Source organism: Fictibacillus sp. 7GRE50, from assembly GCF_015903875.1.
GTDB lineage: Bacteria > Bacillota > Bacilli > Bacillales > Fictibacillaceae > Fictibacillus > Fictibacillus phosphorivorans.
In genome coordinates this window covers 789,228-808,306 of record NZ_JACZDW010000001.1, presented here as the reverse complement: position 1 = coordinate 808,306, position 19,079 = coordinate 789,228, and the positions used below count along the sequence as shown (strand labels likewise).

17 protein-coding genes are annotated in these 19,079 nt (G+C 37.5%); 11 read left to right on the top strand and 6 right to left on the bottom strand.

Annotated features, from left to right (window positions below; genetic code table 11):
- The first annotated feature begins 75 nt into the window (after positions 1–75).
- The 7 genes from IHV12_RS04060 to IHV12_RS04030 all read left to right on the top strand — a co-directional run bounded on the left by IHV12_RS04060 (position 76) and on the right by IHV12_RS04030 (position 8,426).
- Positions 76–1,143 carry a glycosyltransferase family 4 protein gene (locus IHV12_RS04060; RefSeq protein ID WP_197189910.1) on the top strand — a complete coding sequence of 356 codons (1,068 nt, stop codon included), beginning with the start codon at positions 76–78 and terminating at the stop codon, positions 1,141–1,143.
- 122 nt (positions 1,144–1,265) lie between these two features.
- Positions 1,266–2,375, top strand: coding sequence for a DegT/DnrJ/EryC1/StrS family aminotransferase (locus IHV12_RS04055; protein ID WP_197189909.1), 1,110 nt, complete (start codon positions 1,266–1,268; stop codon positions 2,373–2,375).
- 53 nt (positions 2,376–2,428) lie between these two features.
- Positions 2,429–3,181, top strand: coding sequence for a hypothetical protein (locus IHV12_RS04050; protein WP_197189908.1), 753 nt, complete (start codon positions 2,429–2,431; stop codon positions 3,179–3,181).
- A complete protein-coding gene (locus IHV12_RS04045; protein WP_197189907.1) occupies positions 3,174–4,184 on the top strand; it encodes a Gfo/Idh/MocA family protein in 1,011 nt (336 codons plus the stop codon). Before IHV12_RS04050 ends, IHV12_RS04045 begins: the two co-directional genes overlap by 8 nt.
- Before the next feature lie 18 nt (positions 4,185–4,202).
- Positions 4,203–5,516 (top strand): nucleotide sugar dehydrogenase, encoded by a 1,314-nt coding sequence (locus tag IHV12_RS04040; RefSeq protein ID WP_197189906.1) that lies wholly within the window; start codon positions 4,203–4,205, stop codon positions 5,514–5,516.
- Positions 5,517–5,580: 64 nt separating this feature from the next.
- Positions 5,581–6,996, top strand: coding sequence for a lipopolysaccharide biosynthesis protein (locus IHV12_RS04035; RefSeq protein ID WP_197189905.1), 1,416 nt, complete (start codon positions 5,581–5,583; stop codon positions 6,994–6,996).
- Between the two features lie 50 nt (positions 6,997–7,046).
- Positions 7,047–8,426 (top strand): O-antigen polymerase, encoded by a 1,380-nt coding sequence (locus IHV12_RS04030; protein ID WP_197189904.1) that lies wholly within the window; start codon positions 7,047–7,049, stop codon positions 8,424–8,426.
- 42 nt (positions 8,427–8,468) lie between these two features.
- Here the strand turns inward: IHV12_RS04030 and IHV12_RS04025 are convergent, their stop codons facing one another.
- The 4 genes from IHV12_RS04025 to IHV12_RS04010 form a co-directional block, all read right to left on the bottom strand.
- Positions 8,469–10,070 carry a SpoIID/LytB domain-containing protein gene (locus tag IHV12_RS04025; RefSeq protein WP_197189903.1) on the bottom strand — a complete coding sequence of 534 codons (1,602 nt, stop codon included), beginning with the start codon at positions 10,068–10,070 and terminating at the stop codon, positions 8,469–8,471.
- Positions 10,051–10,698 carry a hypothetical protein gene (locus tag IHV12_RS04020; RefSeq protein ID WP_197189902.1) on the bottom strand — a complete coding sequence of 216 codons (648 nt, stop codon included), beginning with the start codon at positions 10,696–10,698 and terminating at the stop codon, positions 10,051–10,053. The genes IHV12_RS04025 and IHV12_RS04020 overlap by 20 nt, the downstream gene beginning before the upstream one ends.
- 141 nt (positions 10,699–10,839) lie before the next feature.
- Positions 10,840–11,865 (bottom strand): LCP family protein, encoded by a 1,026-nt coding sequence (locus tag IHV12_RS04015; RefSeq protein ID WP_197189901.1) that lies wholly within the window; start codon positions 11,863–11,865, stop codon positions 10,840–10,842.
- A gap of 147 nt (positions 11,866–12,012) precedes the next feature.
- Positions 12,013–12,651 carry a YigZ family protein gene (locus tag IHV12_RS04010; RefSeq protein ID WP_197189900.1) on the bottom strand — a complete coding sequence of 213 codons (639 nt, stop codon included), beginning with the start codon at positions 12,649–12,651 and terminating at the stop codon, positions 12,013–12,015.
- A 313-nt stretch (positions 12,652–12,964) separates the two neighbouring features.
- On the opposite strand from IHV12_RS04010, the gene IHV12_RS04005 reads away from it, so the two are divergent.
- On the top strand, positions 12,965–14,113 hold the full coding sequence (locus IHV12_RS04005; RefSeq protein ID WP_197189899.1) for a sensor histidine kinase: 1,149 nt from the start codon (positions 12,965–12,967) through the stop codon (positions 14,111–14,113).
- A gap of 12 nt (positions 14,114–14,125) precedes the next feature.
- Positions 14,126–14,857: a response regulator gene (locus tag IHV12_RS04000; protein ID WP_197189898.1), complete on the top strand. Its 732-nt coding sequence runs from the start codon at positions 14,126–14,128 to the stop codon at positions 14,855–14,857.
- 133 nt (positions 14,858–14,990) lie between these two features.
- Here IHV12_RS04000 and IHV12_RS22845 read toward each other — a convergent pair whose 3' ends face one another.
- Both IHV12_RS22845 and IHV12_RS03995 read right to left on the bottom strand, forming a co-directional pair.
- A complete protein-coding gene (locus IHV12_RS22845) occupies positions 14,991–15,125 on the bottom strand; it encodes a hypothetical protein (protein WP_255552533.1) in 135 nt (44 codons plus the stop codon).
- A gap of 66 nt (positions 15,126–15,191) precedes the next feature.
- Entirely contained in the window at positions 15,192–16,985 is a 1,794-nt protein-coding gene (locus IHV12_RS03995) for an ATP-binding protein (RefSeq protein WP_197189897.1), read from the bottom strand.
- Positions 16,986–17,133: 148 nt separating this feature from the next.
- Here IHV12_RS03995 and IHV12_RS03990 point away from each other — a divergent pair, with 148 nt between their 5' ends.
- Both IHV12_RS03990 and IHV12_RS03985 read left to right on the top strand, forming a co-directional pair.
- Positions 17,134–18,063 (top strand): ROK family protein, encoded by a 930-nt coding sequence (locus IHV12_RS03990; protein ID WP_197189896.1) that lies wholly within the window; start codon positions 17,134–17,136, stop codon positions 18,061–18,063.
- A 129-nt stretch (positions 18,064–18,192) separates the two neighbouring features.
- Complete coding sequence (locus IHV12_RS03985) at positions 18,193–19,041, top strand: DegV family protein (protein ID WP_197189895.1); 849 nt, start codon at positions 18,193–18,195, stop codon at positions 19,039–19,041.
- Positions 19,042–19,079 lie beyond the last annotated feature (38 nt).

The following is a 19,079-nucleotide window of genomic DNA, read 5'->3' as shown; positions in this document are numbered from 1 at the left end:
CCACTACAATATAAAATAATATTGTTTTTGTTGGATAAACTATGCAGACAAAAAATAATTCCGACAGAGGTTAATATGAATAATCATCTTTGGTTATCCAGTCTTGTGGCTCTAATTACTGTAATATGTGTAACACCACTAGTGATGAAGTTTGCAATTTGGATTAAAGCTACAGATCAACCGAATAACAGAAAAGTTCATAAAAAAGTTATGCCTCGTTTAGGTGGATTAGCTATCATAATTGGTGTGTCCACCGCTTATTTGTATAGTGGATTGTCACTTGAGAACATTTCTTCCATTACTTTGGGTGCTGGAATAATTATTCTTTTAGGGCTTTTAGATGATATTTTTGCTCTATCTGCAAAAATAAAGTTGGTTTTTCAATTGTTGGCTGCTGCTATAGTAGCGTCTAGTGGTTTAACCATTGAATTTGTTAATATACCTTTTGTCGGAAATTATGCTATGGGATGGTTATCTATTCCGCTTACAGTATTATGGATTGTTCTCATTACAAATGCGATTAACTTGATTGATGGTCTTGATGGTTTAGCCGCTGGTTCTTCAGCCATCATCATATTTACAATTGGAGTTGTTGCTTATTTTAATGGTAAGAGTCTAATTTTCTTTTTTTCTTTAATTATTTTAGCAAGTGTACTCGGATTTCTAGTGTATAATTTTCATCCAGCAAAGATATTCATGGGAGATATAGGGGCTTTGTTCTTAGGATACAGCATTTCGATCTTATCCCTGTTAGGGCTTTATAAAAGCGTAACACTCTTTAGTATAGTTGTACCTATTCTATTATTAGGGGTTCCTATTTTTGATACATCCTTTGCGATTATTCGAAGGTTAGCGAATAATCGATCGATCACAGCGCCCGATAACGGTCATTTACATCACAGGCTCTTGTTTTTAGGCTTATCTCATAGGAATACGGTATTAGTGATATATGCTATGAATGCACTGTTTAGCCTTATAGCCATTGCTTTTTCAAGGACAACCTTTTGGGGTTCGATCATCCTTACCGTAACGATTCTTTTTTGTTTAGAACTACTTGCTGAATTTATTGGATTGGTTCACGAAAGATATACCCCTTTGCTATCTGTTTTTTCTAAGTTAAAATCAAGGAAAAACAAAGAATAATGTATAATCGTATTAATTTTTGTCAAATTCTATCGCAAAACTTATAATGGATTATGTTAGAATGATACGGAGCCCATGGGACTCCAAAATTTTGTAGATTTCTTTTAAGGAGAGAATAAAACATGAAAGTACCTATGCTTGACCTTTCAGAACAATATGCAGTATTAAAACCGGAGATCATGGAAGCCCTTGACGAAGTTATGTCATCATCAAGGTTTATCCTAGGCGATAATGTTAAAAAGTTAGAAGCAGATGTTGCTAAATATAGTAATACGAAATATGCAGTTGGAGTAGGTAACGGAAGTGACGCAATACATATTTCACTTCAAGCTTGTGGTGTGAAAGCAGGAGACGAGGTTATTACAACTCCTTTTACTTTCTTTGCTACAGGTGGAGCTATCGCTCGAGCAGGTGCTAAGCCTGTTTATGTTGATATTGACCCAATCACTTTTAATATTGATCCAGCAAAAATTGAGGAAGCTATCACGCCAAAAACAAAAGCAATTATTCCCGTTCACTTATATGGCCAAATGGCAGATATGGATCCGATCGTTGAAATTGCCAAGAAACATAATTTAGCTATTGTGGAAGATGCAGCTCAAGCAATAGGAGCAAAATATAAAGGTAAATCGGTTGGAGAACTAGGAACTACAGCTACTTATAGCTTTTTCCCTACGAAGAACTTAGGAGCTTATGGAGACGGCGGAATGATTGTTACGAACGATCAAGAAATCGCTGAAAACATGGGCGTTATTCGTGTACACGGAAGTAAGCCTAAATATTATCACCATGTTCTTGGCTATAACAGCCGTTTAGATGAGCTGCAAGCAGCTGTGTTAAATGTGAAATTCCCTCATTTAGATGAGTGGAGCCAATTACGCCGTGAGAAAGCTGAAAATTACACAAAACTAATCAAAGAAATGCTAGGTGACAAAGTGGTTACGCCGATTGAGGCAGAAGACCGTTACCACGTGTTCCACCAATATACGATTCGCGTGGAAAATCGTGATGAGGTACAAAAGTTCTTAAACGAAAAAGGCGTATCTACAATGGTTTACTATCCACTTCCATTACATGTACAGCCAGTGTTTAAAGATCTAGGATACAAAGAAGGCGATTTCCCAGTTGCTGAAAAGGCAGCAAAAGAAGCCCTATCTCTACCAATGTTCCCAGAGTTGAAAATTGAGCAGCAGACTTATGTTGTAGAACAATTAAAGGCATACTTTGAATAAAAAACTTCCCCTGGTTTACAGGGGGGATTTTTATTGTTTAGGAGGTAGTTTTTTTGTCAGATCAAAACGATCGCTTTGTATTATATGAGTACTTGCTCTTCTTCTGGAGAAAAAAATGGCTGTTTTTGCTGATTCCAATCATTGCAATGATCATTGGAGCTGCTGCTACGCTCTTACAAGAAAGACACTATGTAGGTACTTCTACAACATTTATTGGGCCAGTGAAGAAACCAGCAACCTTAGTGAAAACGGACTTGATTACAACGAAATATCAAGATTTAGCGGATCCAGAAGTTGATTTCTTAGTACTTATCCCAGCCGATGGACGGGTTACTTTCCGTATTGAAGGAGAAGAGGAGAAATTAGTTAAGCAAGAACTTAACGAAGTTACTCAAGCTTATCTAAAAGACGTAAATGCTTCTTATAAGCCTTTGAAAGAAGAAAATGACACTAGAGTGAATGATTTGAAAACTAAAATTGATTTTTGGGAAGCAATAAAAAAAGAGTCTGCAGAAAAATACAATTCAAATACGTTAGAACCTCAACAATCAGAAAGACAATATAAACGAATTGTCGAGAGTGAAGAATTTATTACAGAGTTAACAAGTGAACTTGAAACAGCAGAAGAAAAAAGCCAAGAAATTATAGAAGAACCTAAGACTATTTCTAAAGATGTGAGCAAAGAACAAGGAAACATGGTTATGAATGCCTTGGTAGGACTGATTTTAGGGCTATTTATTACCGTATTAACTTTAATTTTATGGAAATATATTATAGATGCAAAGGGAGCTAGTAATCGTGATTAAGTTTGCATTAGTAGGGATTGGACATATTGCCAAAAAGCATATTGAAGCCATTGAAAATGCGCAAGATGCTGAACTAGTGGCAGTATGTGATAGCAATCCAGTTCGTTTAGAAGAATATCAAGGGAAATACGAGACATATACAGACTTAGATGAGATGCTTCGAACGAATAAAGATATAGAGGTCGTTAACATATGTGTTCCATCAGGTTTACATGCTAAATTAACGAAAATTGTTGCAGAACATAAACGCCATATCATTGTTGAAAAGCCTATGTCTCTTAAATATGAAGATGGTATTCAAATGATTGAAGACGCTAAAGCGAATGATGTTAAATTAGCAGTCGTTCATCCAAACCGTTTCAGACCAGCTGTTCAAAAGCTTAAAGCAAAAATGGACGAGGGTGTATTTGGAACGTTAAGTCATGCCAATGCAACGGTTAGATGGAATAGAAACCAAGCCTATTATGACCAAGCGCCATGGAGAGGAACGAAAGAGTTTGATGGAGGAGTCTTGATGAATCAAGCTATCCACGATCTTGACCTTCTGTTATGGTTAATGGGGCCAGTTGAATCTGTACAAGCGATGGCAGCCACAAGACTGCGGAAGATTGAAGCAGAAGATGTTGCTGCAGCGGTTGTTACGTTTAAAAATGGTGCATTAGGAGTTATTGAAGCTGCAACTACCATCTATCCTAAAAACCTAGAAGAGTCTTTAGCGATTTTCGGTGAGAATGCTTCAGTGAAAATAAGTGGCCGTACGGCGAATTATATTGAAACTTGGGATATCGAAGGCGAAAGTGAAGTTGATACTTCTAACCTTATGGATGAAATTAAAAATGATCCATTTGGAAAGCCAGGTCATCAGTGGATTATTGAAGACATGGTAGAAGCGATTAAACAAAATCGTGAACCCATTGTTTCGGGATTAGACGGGATTGCTCCTGTAGCATTGATTTTAGCAATTCTAGAATCAGCTGAAACTGGAAAGAAAGTAAGTCTTTAATTAAAGGGAGATGTAAATATGAGTCATATGGAAACATTGCTTCATAAATTAGAATCAAAAGAGGCAGTTATTGGGGTTGTCGGATTAGGTTATGTTGGTTTACCATTAGCTGTCGAAAAAGCGAAAGCTGGATACAAAGTAATCGGTTTTGATGTTCAAGAGAGCAGAGTTCAACAAGTAAATGACGGCGTTAACTATATTGGAGATGTTCTAAGTGAAGACCTTCAAGAGATGGTAAACAGCGGTCATCTCATTGCTACAACGGATTATGCGAAGATTAAAGAAGTAGATGCGGTTGCGATTTGTGTACCAACACCACTGGACATGTACCAACAGCCTGATACATCTTATGTAGAGAGTTCAGCAAATGAGATTGCAAAATATGCACATGAAGGCATGCTAGTTGTACTTGAATCTACAACTTACCCTGGGACTACAGAAGAAATCGTGCGTCCTCCATTCGAAAAGAATGGTTTTGTTGTAGGCGAAAGCATCTTTATTGCATACTCACCTGAGCGTGTAGATCCAGGTAACAAAGAATTCAAAACGAAGAATACACCTAAAGTTGTTGGGGGAATCACTGCAAACTGTACAAAAGTAGCTGCTTCTATGTACCGCAACGTACTTGAAGGGGATGTACATGAAGTATCTAGCCCTGCAATTGCTGAAATGGAAAAGATTTTCGAAAATACATTCAGACACATCAATATTGCTTTAGCTAATGAGATGGCAATTCTATGCGAACGTATGGGAATTGATGTATGGGAAGTTATTGATGCAGCGAAATCAAAACCTTATGGATTCATGGCGTTTTATCCTGGACCAGGTTTAGGAGGACATTGTATTCCAATCGATCCTTTCTATCTTACTTGGAAAGCTAGAGAATACAACTATCACACAAGATTAATTGAATTAGCTGGTGAGATCAACAACGCTATGCCGGAAATTGTAGTTGACCGCTCAATGAGAATCTTAAATGAAAGCGGGAAGGCACTTCGTGGCTCTAAAGTAGCAGTACTAGGTGTAGCTTACAAGAAAGATATTGATGATGTGAGGGAATCTCCATCTCTTCCAATTATCTCCATGTTGAAAAAAGCTGGAGCAGATTTAACGATTTGCGATCCTTTCGTAACTAGCTTTAAACTAGATGGTAACATTGAAGAAGTAGTAACTTTAAATGAAACAGTTCTTGAGGAAGCTGACTTAGTGTTAATTTTAACGGATCATTCTAATTTTGATTATGAGATGATCGGTCAGAACAGCAACGCTATTTTTGACACAAGAAACGCAATGAAAAACTTCACGAAACCAGAAAAATATATCAAATTATAATAAGATTAAGCCGCAAATAAGGTCTTTGTTTGCGGCTTTAACTTTAAATAGGGGATGATCGTGCTTGCTAGCTCAGATCAAACGATTGAGCGGTGATTCGTTATTATACGCTCTCATGAATGTGGGGACTAAGTTAATTGCATTTTTGATGATTCCCATATACACCGCTTATCTAGGATTAGCTGAAATGGGAGTTCTTGAAAATATTGACGCATTAACCTCTATTCTGACGTTTATCATTATTTTCGGAACTGATAATGCATTAGCGTATTATTATTTTGATGCAAAAGAAGAAAAAAGAAAACAAGATTACGTTAAGACGGTTTTGCTTTTTAGAATATTCATTTCTGTGGCCATATTTGTCGTATTTCTCTTGTTCGGAAAATGGATTTCTTTAATGCTGACGAACTCTGAAGAGTATGTAAACATCATCCTGCTATCGGGGCTTGTACTTATGTTAGAAGCAGTGGCAACGGTTATATTAACGTATTTCCGTTTTGAATTTAAAAGTCTAAAGGTCGTTGTTTATACCGTAACCAAACTTGGATTAGTTGCGATTCTTTCGTATGTCTTTCTAAGATTTTTTTCTGCAAATGTAGAAGCTATCTTTTATGGGAGAATTATAAGTACAGCTTTGATTGTTCTTCTTTTATTTAAACCATTAAAGGAATTTGTGACTTTCAAAGTTAACAAAGACATGATGAAAAAAATATTAGCCTATGGAGCTCCACTTGTTCCAGCGTCCATAGCTTTTTGGGTCATTACGTTTTCTAACCGATTCTTTTTAACGAAATTCGAATCCTTGGAAGAGGTTGGGATCTATGCTATAGCTGTTAAGTTTGCTGCTGTGATTGCACTTTTAACATCTTCTGTTCAAATGGCTTGGCGTCCTTATACCATGTCTATCAAAGAAAAAGCGGATGCTCCTAAGATATTTAGTAAATTGTATCTTCTTATTTTAATCATTGGCCTCGTAGGGCTTTTGGGAGTAGCTACAGTTATACCATATGTACTTTCTTTCATGATTTCTAATGAGGATTTTGCACCTGCTGCAGACTATATAGCATTCTTAAGTTTAGGAACATTTTTAAGTTTTTACTATCTAATTATTTCGGTTGGCTTATTTATTAAAAAGGAAACAAAGATAATTGCATACTATGTTGGAATTTCTGCAGTAATATGTGTATTATTGAATATTTTCCTTATTCCTGTGTTATCTATTTGGGGTGCAGTAATTGCGATGCTCGTCCCATATCTATTTGTTAATATTTCAATTTTTATGAAAAGCCAAAAGGTGTATTATGTACCCGTACCTGTTTTTAAAATGATTTTTCTTTTTGTAAATGGTACAGTTGTTATGGCTAGTGTTGTGTACATTCAGTCAACCGATACAATAAACCCGATATGGATTGCCGTTTCATGGCTTTATTTTCTAATAATCCTGTTTATATCAGGTATTATTAAGGAATTTCGGAAATAATAGTAACACTTCTTGGTAAGCACATTGCAACAGAGCATAAGGGGGTTCAAATGCTTTTCTTCACAATCTGGTTGGTTACGCTCATTGGCTCTTTATATCTTTTTCAAAAAGTATCAGGGTCACTTTCTATCCTTCGCCCTAATTTAGTTTCAATCGTGTATTATTACTCGTTATTGATATCCAGTTTTATTGGATCATTATTAATTGTTCTTAAATTAGATCATCATTATATGATCAATAGGCTACATGATGATAATTTTCGCGTAATTGGTTTCTTTCTAATCTGTTACATCATGGTTGCTATGCCGTTAGCTATGTTAGTCGTATCAAAATTGTTAGGCTTTAATGCGCAGCAAGAATTCAATGATTATTTAAAAAAACCTGTTGTGGAGACTGAAACGGGTAAAAAAGAATTCTTTTACCTATTTTCCACTCTAGCAATGATTTGCTTATTAGCTGTTGCATACACAATGCTAAAGCTTGATAAAATACCTATTCTCGCTATGTTTACAGGAAGTGAAGACCTAGGTAAGCTTCGAATTGAGGCTTCGAGAAATTTTGCAGGAAACACACTATTTAGAAATATATTCGCAATCGGATTTACTCCTGTTCTATCTTTGATAGCTTATATATATTTTGAAAAAACTAAGAAGTTAAGATGGACCATATTGTTCGGTGCCTTATTTATTGCATCAATTGTAATCTTGACATATGACTTACAAAAAGCCCCGATTATGTTCTATTTCATAATGTTAATATTGATTCGGATTTATATTGGTAAAACCGTTTTGAGCTGGACTAAAGTAGCTATGCTCGGCAGTTTGAGTGTTGGGTTATTAATTGTTATGTATGTGTTTATACAAGGCGTGACAAACCCGAGCAGCTTCCTTTCGTATCAGTCTGGACCTATTGCAAGGCTAATACTCGCCCAAATTGCTCCATTTTATCTTCATTTAGACTTATTTGGAGAAATACAACCTTTTTTATCAGGCAGGAGTCTTCCTAATTTTTTGGTTAGTATGTACGATATGGAACATGTGCGGTCAGCAAGAGTGGTTATGGAGCACTATTTTCCTGAGAGGGTAGAAGAAGGCATCGCTGGTGTTTTAAATACGCTCTATGCTGGAGAAGCTTATGCTAATTTTGGTTACAACGGTATCATTCTTGGTACATTGTATGTAGGTTTCTTTATACAAGTCCTTTATATCGGATTTATCAGACTGCCGAAGCACCCAGTTATCATTGTGTTATTTATCTTTTTTACGGTAAACATTCCACGAGTAGTTGTCGGAGGCTTTGCAGATTTTCTGTTCAATCCATTCTGGATTATGATTGTTTGTCTCTTCGGAGGTTTATTATTGTTTATACGCTTAAAGAAAGACTTTGAAGCATATATTACTCTTGCAAAAAACAAAAATAAACTACATTAATAAAAAGATGCCAATCTGTTTAGTGATTGGCATCTTTTTATATTACAGATCAGTAATCTGTGTACCTTGGAAGTAGTGGGTAAGGATTTTTTTATAATCCCAATTTGCATATTTAGCATACCCTTGAGCTCCGAATTGGCTCATTCCAATACGGTGCCCGAATCCTTTACCATCAATAATAATAGATTTAGGATCAGCTGGTTTCGTTACTACTGTGTTAGCCATTTGAATACTTACATTTGCATCATTTAAAATAGAAACACCATCTGTTTTTTGGATAGTTGCATTCTTTATGCTGAATACTGATTGCTGGCTATCATTGTTTTGAACAGCATACTCTTTATTCGCAGTTATTGTAAACCAGCTGGAAGGTAAATTGTAAGAGAGAGATCCTTTTGTTGTAGGGAAGTAACTACGCACTTCATTCTCTTTCTTACCTGTTAAAGAAATTGGTCCACTAGATGTTTCAAGTATAATCCCATTCACTTCTGTACCTGGACCGTTTACATTCGTTAGATTTAAACCATAAAGGGTAGAAGCTGCTACTTCAGCACTTATTTTCTTTTGAGTCGCTAATCGAGATAATAACTCACTAGCAGACACAGCATATTGCCATTTGCTGTTATGCTGTACACCGAAATCTTTTGTTGATTGAAAATCGTATTGATCATTTACACTTTTATAATAAGGAACTGAAGTAGGATTCCAAACTTCGCTATAATTAGCTGTTCTTCCTCCACTTGATGAGTAGTAGAAAGTCATGATTACTTTCCCATTATAAGTGACCACTTTGTTTTTCGTCTCATCCACTGCACGATTCGTTGCTGATACCTCTGTTCCATATCCCTTGTAAACTTGATCGCTTTGTCCATCATTCAGAATGCCGGTAATTCCTTTATAAGCGGCATAACTGCGTGCAGTAACAGCCTGAGCTTTTAATGCTTCAATATGCCAAGAAGAATAGGATTCGTTAGGTACTACACCTTTTAAGTATAATTCAAGGGCTAGTTGATTAATGATAGTATTTGTTGTTTCAATTTGAAAGCTTCCTCTATATGTCTTGCCGTTGCCAGTGACTGTGAATAATGACAATGCAGGGGCATTTTCAAGCACCGTAGTACTACCCTTTTTTACTGCTAATTGGGATCCATCTTTACCTTTGATAATAAACCATGCTTCACCATTAACAGAGGTTTCACTAACAAATTCAGAAGTTTCACCTGACACATATGTAATCTTAACAGGGGAGGTAGTAGAAGCACCGGTTCTCGCTTCAGTAGTTCCAGTGAAAGAGACGAGTTTAGCTGCTCCTGCCATTTCTGTAGCTAAAAAGCCTTTAGATGAATGAATATTTATACCACCTAGCTTTACATTTGTACCTGTAGAGGTTTTAGTAGAAGTCAGTGTAGTGTTTGGTCTTAACATAAAGACTTGATTATTTTCTAAATTTGTTAGCTTATATAACCCTTTATTACCAATAACTTGTGTTGATGGATTCTTAACTGTTAATCGGACCTTTACAGGGCGCTCATAAATTATTGGATTGATAGCGGCTAAGGCTGGATTAACTGCAAAACTTGACGCAATTAATAGGATGAGTACAAAGCTTGCAACTCGTTTCATCTTACTTAATACCTTCTGCACTCGATGCTAGGATTGCTGCAGCTCTACCATCACTCAATTTAACAATATACCACTTTTGACCATCAGCAGCTGTAAACGTTGAAGAGTATTTTACAACAGTGCCTGCCGCTAAATTCTTATAAATTATCCCCGTTGGAGAAGCGGATCTTCTTGCTGCAGTAGTATTTATCGTAATGGCACTAGAAAATGATGTAACAGAACTAATAGAAACGGAAGACTTACTAGCTAATACAGTAGCCGCTCTACCATCAGCAAGTTTAACGATATACCATTTTTCACCTGTTTTTGCATTTGTATACGTGCTTGAATAGGTAAGTGCTGTCCCAGCTGGAGCTGTAAAGAATACTCTCTCGGTAATTGACGCGCCTCTTCTAACCGGAGTTGAGCCTTTTGTCACTACATCCGATACTCCTTGCACAGGAACTTGCGGGTTTGACCCACCATTCGACAATTGGTTGACTTTGTTTTCCAACGTTGTAATTCTGTCTTTCATTGGATTAATTTGTGATAGTACCCATTCAGTGCTTGCCAATAATACATTTGAAGCAGCTTCACTTTTAACAGTAAACGCGCCTCCAATAAACCCAATAAACATTGCTGCACTAAGCGCAGCTAATTTCTTCTTCACCCGAAATCTCCCCTTTAAAATTATATGTTAGAAAAATATTATAAATTTTACTAACATTGTAAATATATCATTATAAAGGAAAAAATTCGATATTTTTTTACAAAAAATTCCCTACAAGGTAAATTGTAGGGAATAAGGGATTTAATATTCTGATTCATTATTTGTATCCTGTTGATCAATTTCAAGAATACGTTTTAATTCATTACTAACTTCAATAATTGAACGATCAAAAGGTACATAATAATATACCCCATTTATCGTCTGATCTTCACCTTCAAGTGATAAGCGTTTAATATCTTTGTTCGCTAATTCTTTGTAGAAATTACGTATACCAAACATTTCTTTTATTGTAATATCTGTTTGTGCATTATCACCGAGTGTCTCTATAATATTATCTGCTTTTCCGATTGAAGATATTGACATAGCTTTATCAGCAATAGCTTTAATGGCTTGTTGTTGGCGCTCTTGTCTTCCAAAGTCTCCACGTGGATCTTTCTTACGCATTTGAACGTAGGCAAGAGCTTCAGGGCCATTTAAGTCCATCTCTCCTTGGCGGAATTGAAACGTTTTAACTTTATCATCTACTATACCTTTTTCTCGGAAATCAAAAGGTACATCAACTGTAATTCCACCCAATTCATCTACAACTTCTTTGAAGCCATTAAAATTGGTTTTTACATAATAATCAATTGGAACATCAAGTAATCCCTCTACAGCTTCAATGGTTGCTAACTCTTTCTCGCCTTTCTTCCCATAAGCATAAGAGTGAGAAAGTTTATCTTTTCTATCAACAATAGGAAGATAAGTCCTCGTATCTCGAGGAATACTAACCATCGCTGTTTCTTTAGTTTTAGGGTTTATAGAAAGCAATATCATAGCATCAGAATGACCAGGAGACTCTTTATAGCTTTCTACACCGATCATCAGAATGTTAACAGGATCTTCTCCCATTTTCACTTCATCTAAGCGTTTATCTGACTTTTCTCTACCTAAAGCTTTAAAGCTCTCGTTTGCTGCGTCATTAACTTTGAAAGCTAAATATCCACCATAACCAGCTGCACTTAAAACGAATAAAAGGGTAACAACGAATAGGAACCGCAGAAATTTGCGGAAAGGACTTTTTTTGCGTTTTCTTCTTCTTACCCTTGTGTTTTTCATTTGATTCATAAAAATGTAAACTCCCTTTAGTCCAATAGTATTGGAAGTATTAATCATATATAACTCTTTCATAATAGCGTATGAGACAAAAATAGACAATTGTCTAAAATGCGACAATATAGCTTTCGGGGAAAAATATTATTTGGTGGGTATACTTTAGGATTTCACATCTTTCTCCAAATACTCCTCTTTACCAAAAACAATCTCACTTTGTGCGTTTGAAAGGTCAATGATCCATTCTTTAAATGTTTCCTTTTCTTTTATCGGTACAAACATCTGAATCTCTACTTTTTCCATGTAGTTCATCTCTTTGATAGGGAAGACAGAGTTGCGCAGTTCGTTCTCCATTTTACCGAGAAGCGTGTAATCCACGGTGATGTGAACGATCTGTTGGAGTTGACGTTCTACAACGCCAATATGGTTGAGGCCTTCAGAAACGGATTTACCGTATGCACGGATGAGACCTCCAGCACCTAATTTGATTCCACCGAAGTACCGTGTGACAACAGCAACGGTGTCTTTCAATTGTCGTTTTTTAAGTACTTCTAACATCGGAACACCCGCGGTACCGCTCGGTTCACCGTCATCGTTCGCTTTTTGAATGTTGTCGGTTTCTCCGATTAAGTATGCCGAGCAATTGTGTGTGGCACTGTTATGTTCCTTTTTAATTTTTTGGATGAAAGCCTGGGCTTCTTCTTCAGTAGTAGCTCGTGCAATATGAGCGATAAAACGAGATTTTTCAATGACAATCTCGTGCTGTCCTTCGTTTTTTACGGTAAGATAATTGGCAAGCATATGCGGGAAAACTCCTTTGAGTAGTGAATATTATGAATTCCATGTCAAATTTGTCGAATAATCTTCATGTTTCAAGTGTATCGTGTTATCCTTCATTATAAGGTGATTATAAAAAGCATTCAAATTCTTAAAAATTTTTTAGCATTAAAAGTCATAAAATTCCACATCTTGGCGAATGTAGTATATTAGAAGGATTAATGTCTTCGCGGTATGATTCGCTCAAGTGGGTATTAAGGCCTATGTATAAATTAGGCAAGATGGTTCTAGAACTTCCGGTTACACTTCTTTATCGTTTTAATTGGGGGAAATTTACATGACTGCAGCTAAGTTAACGATAGATCCACATTTGTTGGACGGAATACTAAATCAGACCATCGATACAGTTACGGCAAGTCAATCGCAAATCTTTGAGATCAGTGAGCATTCTCGCCAAGAGTTTCAGCAGCTTCGCCGTGAGCTTGAGCTAGTAAAGCAGCAGGTCATTGAGGTCATACATAAATCTGACCGGACCGAGGAATATGCAAAGCTGGCGCGAACTCGACTGGCAGAGGTGAGCAAGCATTTTCAAAAGTATAGCGAATCTGATATTCGTGATGCGTATGAGAATGCCAATAAGTATCAGATTGAACTTTCCATCATCCGGCAAACTGAGAAACAGCTTCGAGAAAAAAGAGATGAGCTCGAGCGGAGAATCGGCGCATTGAACGATACCGTTCAAAAAGCGGAGTCTCTGGCAGGTCAGATTTCTGTTGTTTTAAATTATCTTAACGGTGATTTAAGAAAAATTAACGAACTTGTGCAAAACGCTCAGCAGAAGCAAGAATTTGGACTTCAGATTATAGAAGCCCAAGAAGAAGAGCGTAAACGAGTATCGCGTGAAATTCATGACGGGCCTGCTCAATTGATGGCAAATGTGCTCATTCGCTCGGAACTTTTAGAGAAAATCTTTGTAGAAAAAGGAACTGATGCCGCCCGTGTTGAAATAAAAGATTTACGGGTTATGGTCCGAAATTCCTTGAAAGAGGTACGTAGAATTATTTACGATCTGCGCCCGATGGCCCTAGATGATCTTGGTATCGTTCCGACATTAGACAAGTATTTACGTAATGTGAAAGAAAGTACAGGTATAGAGGTTGAGCTTCATGCACTTGGTCAGACCCGACGGTTTCCGAATAAGATGGAAATCGCGATTTTTCGGTTGATTCAAGAGTCGGTAAGCAATGCTGTTAAGCACTCTGAAGCAAATCTGATTGAGGTTAAACTAGAGTTTACTCAAAAGTTTATTTCATTATATATCCGAGATGATGGCAAGGGGTTCGATATGGCACAGCCAACAAAATCAAATTCCTTTGGCATGATGGGGATGAGAGAGCGGGTCGAACTGCTCGAAGGAACTTTAAAAGTGAAATCCCGCATAAACTTCGGTACAAGTGTTTACATTCAAATTCCCATTCAAGACTAGGAGGGTTCACACATGAATAATGTTAATGTGTACGAAAATAACGCCTCAGCACCTGAGAAAACAAGAATAGCGATTATCGATGACCACCGTTTGTTCCGTGAAGGAGTAAAACGTATTCTAGATATGGAAGATCAATTCTCTGTTGTTGCTGAAGGTGATGATGGCTCAGAAGCTGAGAACATTGTCCGCGACCATAATCCAGATGTGGTGTTGATGGACATCAATATGCCAAACATTAACGGTGTAGAAGCAACGCGCCGTTTGGTTGAGAAGTCTCCTGGTACAAAGGTGATTATCCTTTCAATACATGATGATGAGACGTATGTATCACATGCGGTTCAAACGGGTGCATCTGGTTACCTACTTAAAGAAATGGATGCTGACTCATTGATTGAGGCCGTTCGTGTTGTTGCGGATGGTGGAGCTTATCTTCATCCGAAAATTACGTATAATCTTCTAAATGAATTCCGTCGATTGTCTACTTCAAATAGTAAACAGCAAAACAAAGCTGGTTTTGTGGAAGTGGAGTACCGCAAGCCGCTTCATATCTTAACACGTCGTGAGTGTGAGGTTCTTCAGTTGTTAGCGGATGGACGTAGCAACCGGACGATTGGGGAAGAGCTTTATATTAGTGAGAAGACGGTTAAGAACCATGTGAGTAATATTCTTCAGAAGATGAATGTGAATGATCGTACGCAGGCTGTTGTTGAGGCGATCAAGAATGGTTGGGTTAAGGTACGTTGATTTGATTTTAGGGGAAAAGACCTTCGATTTTGAAGGTCTTTTTTTGTTTTTGTTTTTTTGGAGCGAGTGTGGTGATGCGGGGATGTATTTTGAAAATCTTTGTGGGTGGTTATTAAGGTTGCTCAAGCTGGTGTTAGTTGTTAATTTCCGTTGCAGATACTCGCTTTCCGCGGGGCAGGCGGTGAGCCACTTGCCGCTTTGCGCCATTAAGTGTCTCACCTGACCGCTTGTCCCGCAGGAGTCTCGCATCTTCCACTTCAATTAACATTCGGAGAGGAGTTAAAGAAACAAATCCTTCTCTTGTTGATCTATAACAAGTTAAAGAAAAATCAAATCAACTTAAGCTCATTTCAAGGATCTTTTCTTCTGACGGAACGCTTATTGGGAATTCGAGTGAGACTTTTGTTCCGTAGCCTTCTTTTGATTCGATCCTCATCTTTCCTCCGTGGTTCTGGACGATTTGGTAGCAGATTAAGAGGCCGAGTCCAGGGTTGCCTTCTTTTGTTGTATAGAACGGCTGTCCGAGCTTTGATAGGAGGTGCTCGGGGATGCCGGGTCCATCATCTTGAATGGCGATGGTGATGTTTTCTTGTGTTTGTTTAAGCTGAAGCGAGATGTTTCCCCAAGAAGGTGTCGCTTCTAACGCATTTTTTAAGATATTTAAAATGAGTTGTGCTATTAGATTTTCTTCGCATTTTAAAAGAACGGGTTGTTTTGGCAGCTCGAGGTGTAGCGAAATGGTTTCAAAGTCTGTTTCTTCTTCTATAAATTTGAGTGAGCGTTTGATGACTTCGTTTAAGTCATGTTCACTTTTTAAAATCATATGTGGTCGAGCAAGTATCATAAGCTGACTGATGATAAAGTTGATTCGATCTGTTTCTCGTAACATGATGCCTAAGAAATGATGCGTTTCTTCTGTTGTGTTTTGAGACTGAAACAATTGCGCGAACCCTTTTATTGAAGTTAGCGGGTTACGGATCTCATGCGCAAGACCAGCTGCTAGTTCTCCGACATAAGCGAGCGTGTTTGCTCTTTGTTTAAAGTTTTGAGCTTCATTGATAGCAGTCATATCTTTGGCAATACCGATCACAGCGGTCATATCACTTCTTATCGAATAAGGGATGCTCGTAATATCGAGCTCTATTTCGTGCCCTTCTTTATGAATGATCGTAAGTGGATGTTTGATTGTTTCGCCTTCAATCACGCGAGTTAAGTAATTCAGTGAATTCGAGATTTCATTTTGTTTTAAAAGGTTGGTATATGGCATAGCGTGGAGCTCTTCTAATGAATAGCCAGTGATTTGTACAAGTGAAGAATTTACTTTTATAAAATTCAAATCTGGTCCGATCACAAAAACACCTTCAGGATTCAATTCAAAAAGTGAGTTGTATCGGTGTTCAGATTCAAGCAGTTGAAATTGATGCTCGACGAGTCTCTTTTGGTTTCGCTGTTCTAGAATGTATAGAATCAATACAACTGTTGTCGCACCGAATACAAGTAAAGTAGCGGTCATGTTTATATTGTTGATCGGAAAACTACTATGCCAATCGAAAGTAGGCGTTCCAGTCATTAAACCCATCTCACCGATATAGTGCATTAGACTAACACCTAGTGTGAACGAAAGACTAGCAGAAACTTTTCTTGCAGAAAAACTTCTTTTAGTGAGTAGATAAAAGCCGAGCCAGGAAAATAGATAGGCGGAAGAGATGGAAAGTAAGATAAACATGAGATTTGGTTTCATCGGCATATGCATGTGCATGGACAACAATCCAATCAAATGAACAGACACTAAGCCGATGCTAAATAAACTAACGGGTACAAAGAGTTTATTCTGCGGTCTTTGAGAGGTAAAATGTAAGAACGATACATATGAGAAGAAAATACCTGCAGCGAGTGCTGTGGTAACGATTAAAAAATTGTAGTTTACAGAAACGGGAATTTGGATGGATAACATTCCCATGTAGTGAGTTGCCCAAACAGCGATGCCCATTGTAACAGAACCTATCAGTAAGAATTGTTGCTGCGATTTTTGCTCTTCTGTACGTCGATTGACCCAATCGAGTGAGATTAAGGCAAACAGAAAGCAAACGAATAGAGAGAGTATTACGATATATAGATTATGATCCAATGGTCCTAGCCCTCCTTTAAACATGTCTCACATTCTAATTTCTTCCATATCCGACAAATTCCTTCTTCATTCGAAAAAAACTTTTTAAAAGATTAATAATTCGCGTGCTTAATAATGAACGTAGCTGTAGAAAACGGTTCGGAGGTGAATGAACTTGGTGAAAAAGTACATATTAGCAGTTGATATAGGAGGTACATCAATAGAGTGTGGACTGTTTGATAGGAGCGGAAAACTTTTATCGACAAGTATGTTACATACGATGGAAGTGATGCAAGGTGATGTAGCAGAACAACTTGCAGAAGAATTAAGAAGAAAATTGGATGATAGAGGGATTTTGTTTGAAGAGGTCTACGGATTAGGAATAGGTGTGCCAGGAATAGTGGATGCTGAAAATGGACTTGTGCTGAAAGCTCCGAGCTTAAAGTGGGATCACTATCCTTTAAAAGAAAAGCTTCAGAGGTTGTTACAGGTTCCAGTTTATATAGGAAATGATGTGAACAACGGATTGTTGGGTGAAGTTGAGGTAGGTGGGTTACAACACGTTTCTCATGCTATTTATATGATGATTGGAACGAGTATAGGTGTAGGTCTCCTCTTGAATGGTGAAGTATATGAAGGTCATCAATTCTCAGCAGGAGAAGCGAGTTACATGATAACGGATAAATCTGTTCTACGTGAAGGGTTCCAACCAGCTCGATCAGGATATGGCTTTCTTAGTTCAAAAGCTGGAGGATTCGGGATGGCTAATGAGTATGAGAAGAAAACAGGTAAGAGCGTTTCAGCTCAGGAATTATTTTCTTTAGTGAAAAAAGGGAATAAAGCAGCGATTAACGTTGTTGATCAAGCTGTTGAACACCTTACTTCTTCATTAATTAACATGACTGCTATTCTAAATCCAGAAGTGATTCTTCTGGGAGGTGGAGTCGGAAGAGAGCTTTCTCCATACCTTGAAAAAATAGAAGAAAATCTCGAAAAATATGTCCCTCACAAACCGAAATTAAGAATATCATCTATGCAAAATCGTTCCGTATTGTACGGTGCTTTCTCGTTATGCAGAAAACAGGCAAAAAGCACATAAAGGATAGTTGTAGAAAAAAGAGAATACTTAGTATAAGTAAATTTGAATTTAGTGAATTACTTTTTCTGATGGTGTACACTGTTAGAGGAGAAAAAAACAAGATTTTTGGCATAAGAGAGGACTAAAATTATGAGCAAGGTAGCCGTCATTACAGACAGTACTTCCTACATACCCGAACATATCCGCAACGAAAAAAATATTGTAATGATTTCGCTCAACGTGGTTTTTGATAAAGAAACATACAAAGAAGAAGCTGAAATAAAAGCAGATGATTTTTATGACATGGTTGGTAAAGAAGGAGCCCTGCCTAAAACGTCACAGCCCGCAATCGGTGAGCTTGTGGAACTTCTAGAAGAGCTATCTAAAAACTATGATGAAGCTGTGATGATCACACTATCGAGTGGGATAAGCGGAACGTATCAAAGTGCAGTTGCTGCCGGTGAGATGGTGGATGGCATTAAGCTTCATGTGTTTGATTCAGAGATCAGTTGTTCACCTCAAGCGTTTTACGTGTTGAAAGCTGCTGAGCTCGCGAGTGAAGGTTCTAACGGTTATGACATTATGAATCATTTGCTGCAGATGAAGAACAATGGAGTACCAGCTTACTTCATGGTTGATGATTTAAATCATCTTCACCGTGGTGGTCGTTTGAACACAGCTCAACTTTTCGTAGGCAATCTGCTTCAGATCAAACCGATTCTTCACTTTGAAGACAAAAAAATCGTTCCGTTTGAAAAAGTACGTACGAAGAAAAAAGCCTTAAAACGTATTTTTGACATCATGGATGAAAACGTAAAGCCGAATGACAAAGTGAAAATCAGTGTCATTCATGCGAAACGTGAAGATGAAGCGGTTGAAATTGCTGACGAGTTACGTGAAAAGTTTGTAAACGCAGACGTATGGGTTAGCTACTTCGGACCCGTAATCGGTACTCACTTAGGTGAAGGCTCACTCGGCATTACGTGGATAAAAGAATAATCATTTGGAGAGATGAAAATGAAATCTCTAACACAGGG

Bases quoted from the DNA above. Each gene is read 5' to 3' on its own strand.
- IHV12_RS04060 (WP_197189910.1), top strand. From the start codon at position 76: ATGAATAATCATCTTTGGTTATCCAGTCTTGTGGCTCTAATTACTGTA.
- IHV12_RS04055 (WP_197189909.1), top strand. From the start codon at position 1,266: ATGAAAGTACCTATGCTTGACCTTTCAGAACAATATGCAGTATTAAAA.
- IHV12_RS04040 (WP_197189906.1), top strand. From the start codon at position 4,203: ATGAGTCATATGGAAACATTGCTTCATAAATTAGAATCAAAAGAGGCA.
- IHV12_RS04030 (WP_197189904.1), top strand. From the start codon at position 7,047: ATGCTTTTCTTCACAATCTGGTTGGTTACGCTCATTGGCTCTTTATAT.
- IHV12_RS04015 (WP_197189901.1), bottom strand. From the start codon at position 11,865: ATGAATCAAATGAAAAACACAAGGGTAAGAAGAAGAAAACGCAAAAAA.
- IHV12_RS04010 (WP_197189900.1), bottom strand. From the start codon at position 12,651: ATGCTTGCCAATTATCTTACCGTAAAAAACGAAGGACAGCACGAGATT.
- IHV12_RS04005 (WP_197189899.1), top strand. From the start codon at position 12,965: ATGACTGCAGCTAAGTTAACGATAGATCCACATTTGTTGGACGGAATA.
- IHV12_RS04000 (WP_197189898.1), top strand. From the start codon at position 14,126: ATGAATAATGTTAATGTGTACGAAAATAACGCCTCAGCACCTGAGAAA.
- IHV12_RS22845 (WP_255552533.1), bottom strand. From the start codon at position 15,125: ATGTTAATTGAAGTGGAAGATGCGAGACTCCTGCGGGACAAGCGGTCA.
- IHV12_RS03990 (WP_197189896.1), top strand. From the start codon at position 17,134: ATGAACTTGGTGAAAAAGTACATATTAGCAGTTGATATAGGAGGTACA.
- IHV12_RS03985 (WP_197189895.1), top strand. From the start codon at position 18,193: ATGAGCAAGGTAGCCGTCATTACAGACAGTACTTCCTACATACCCGAA.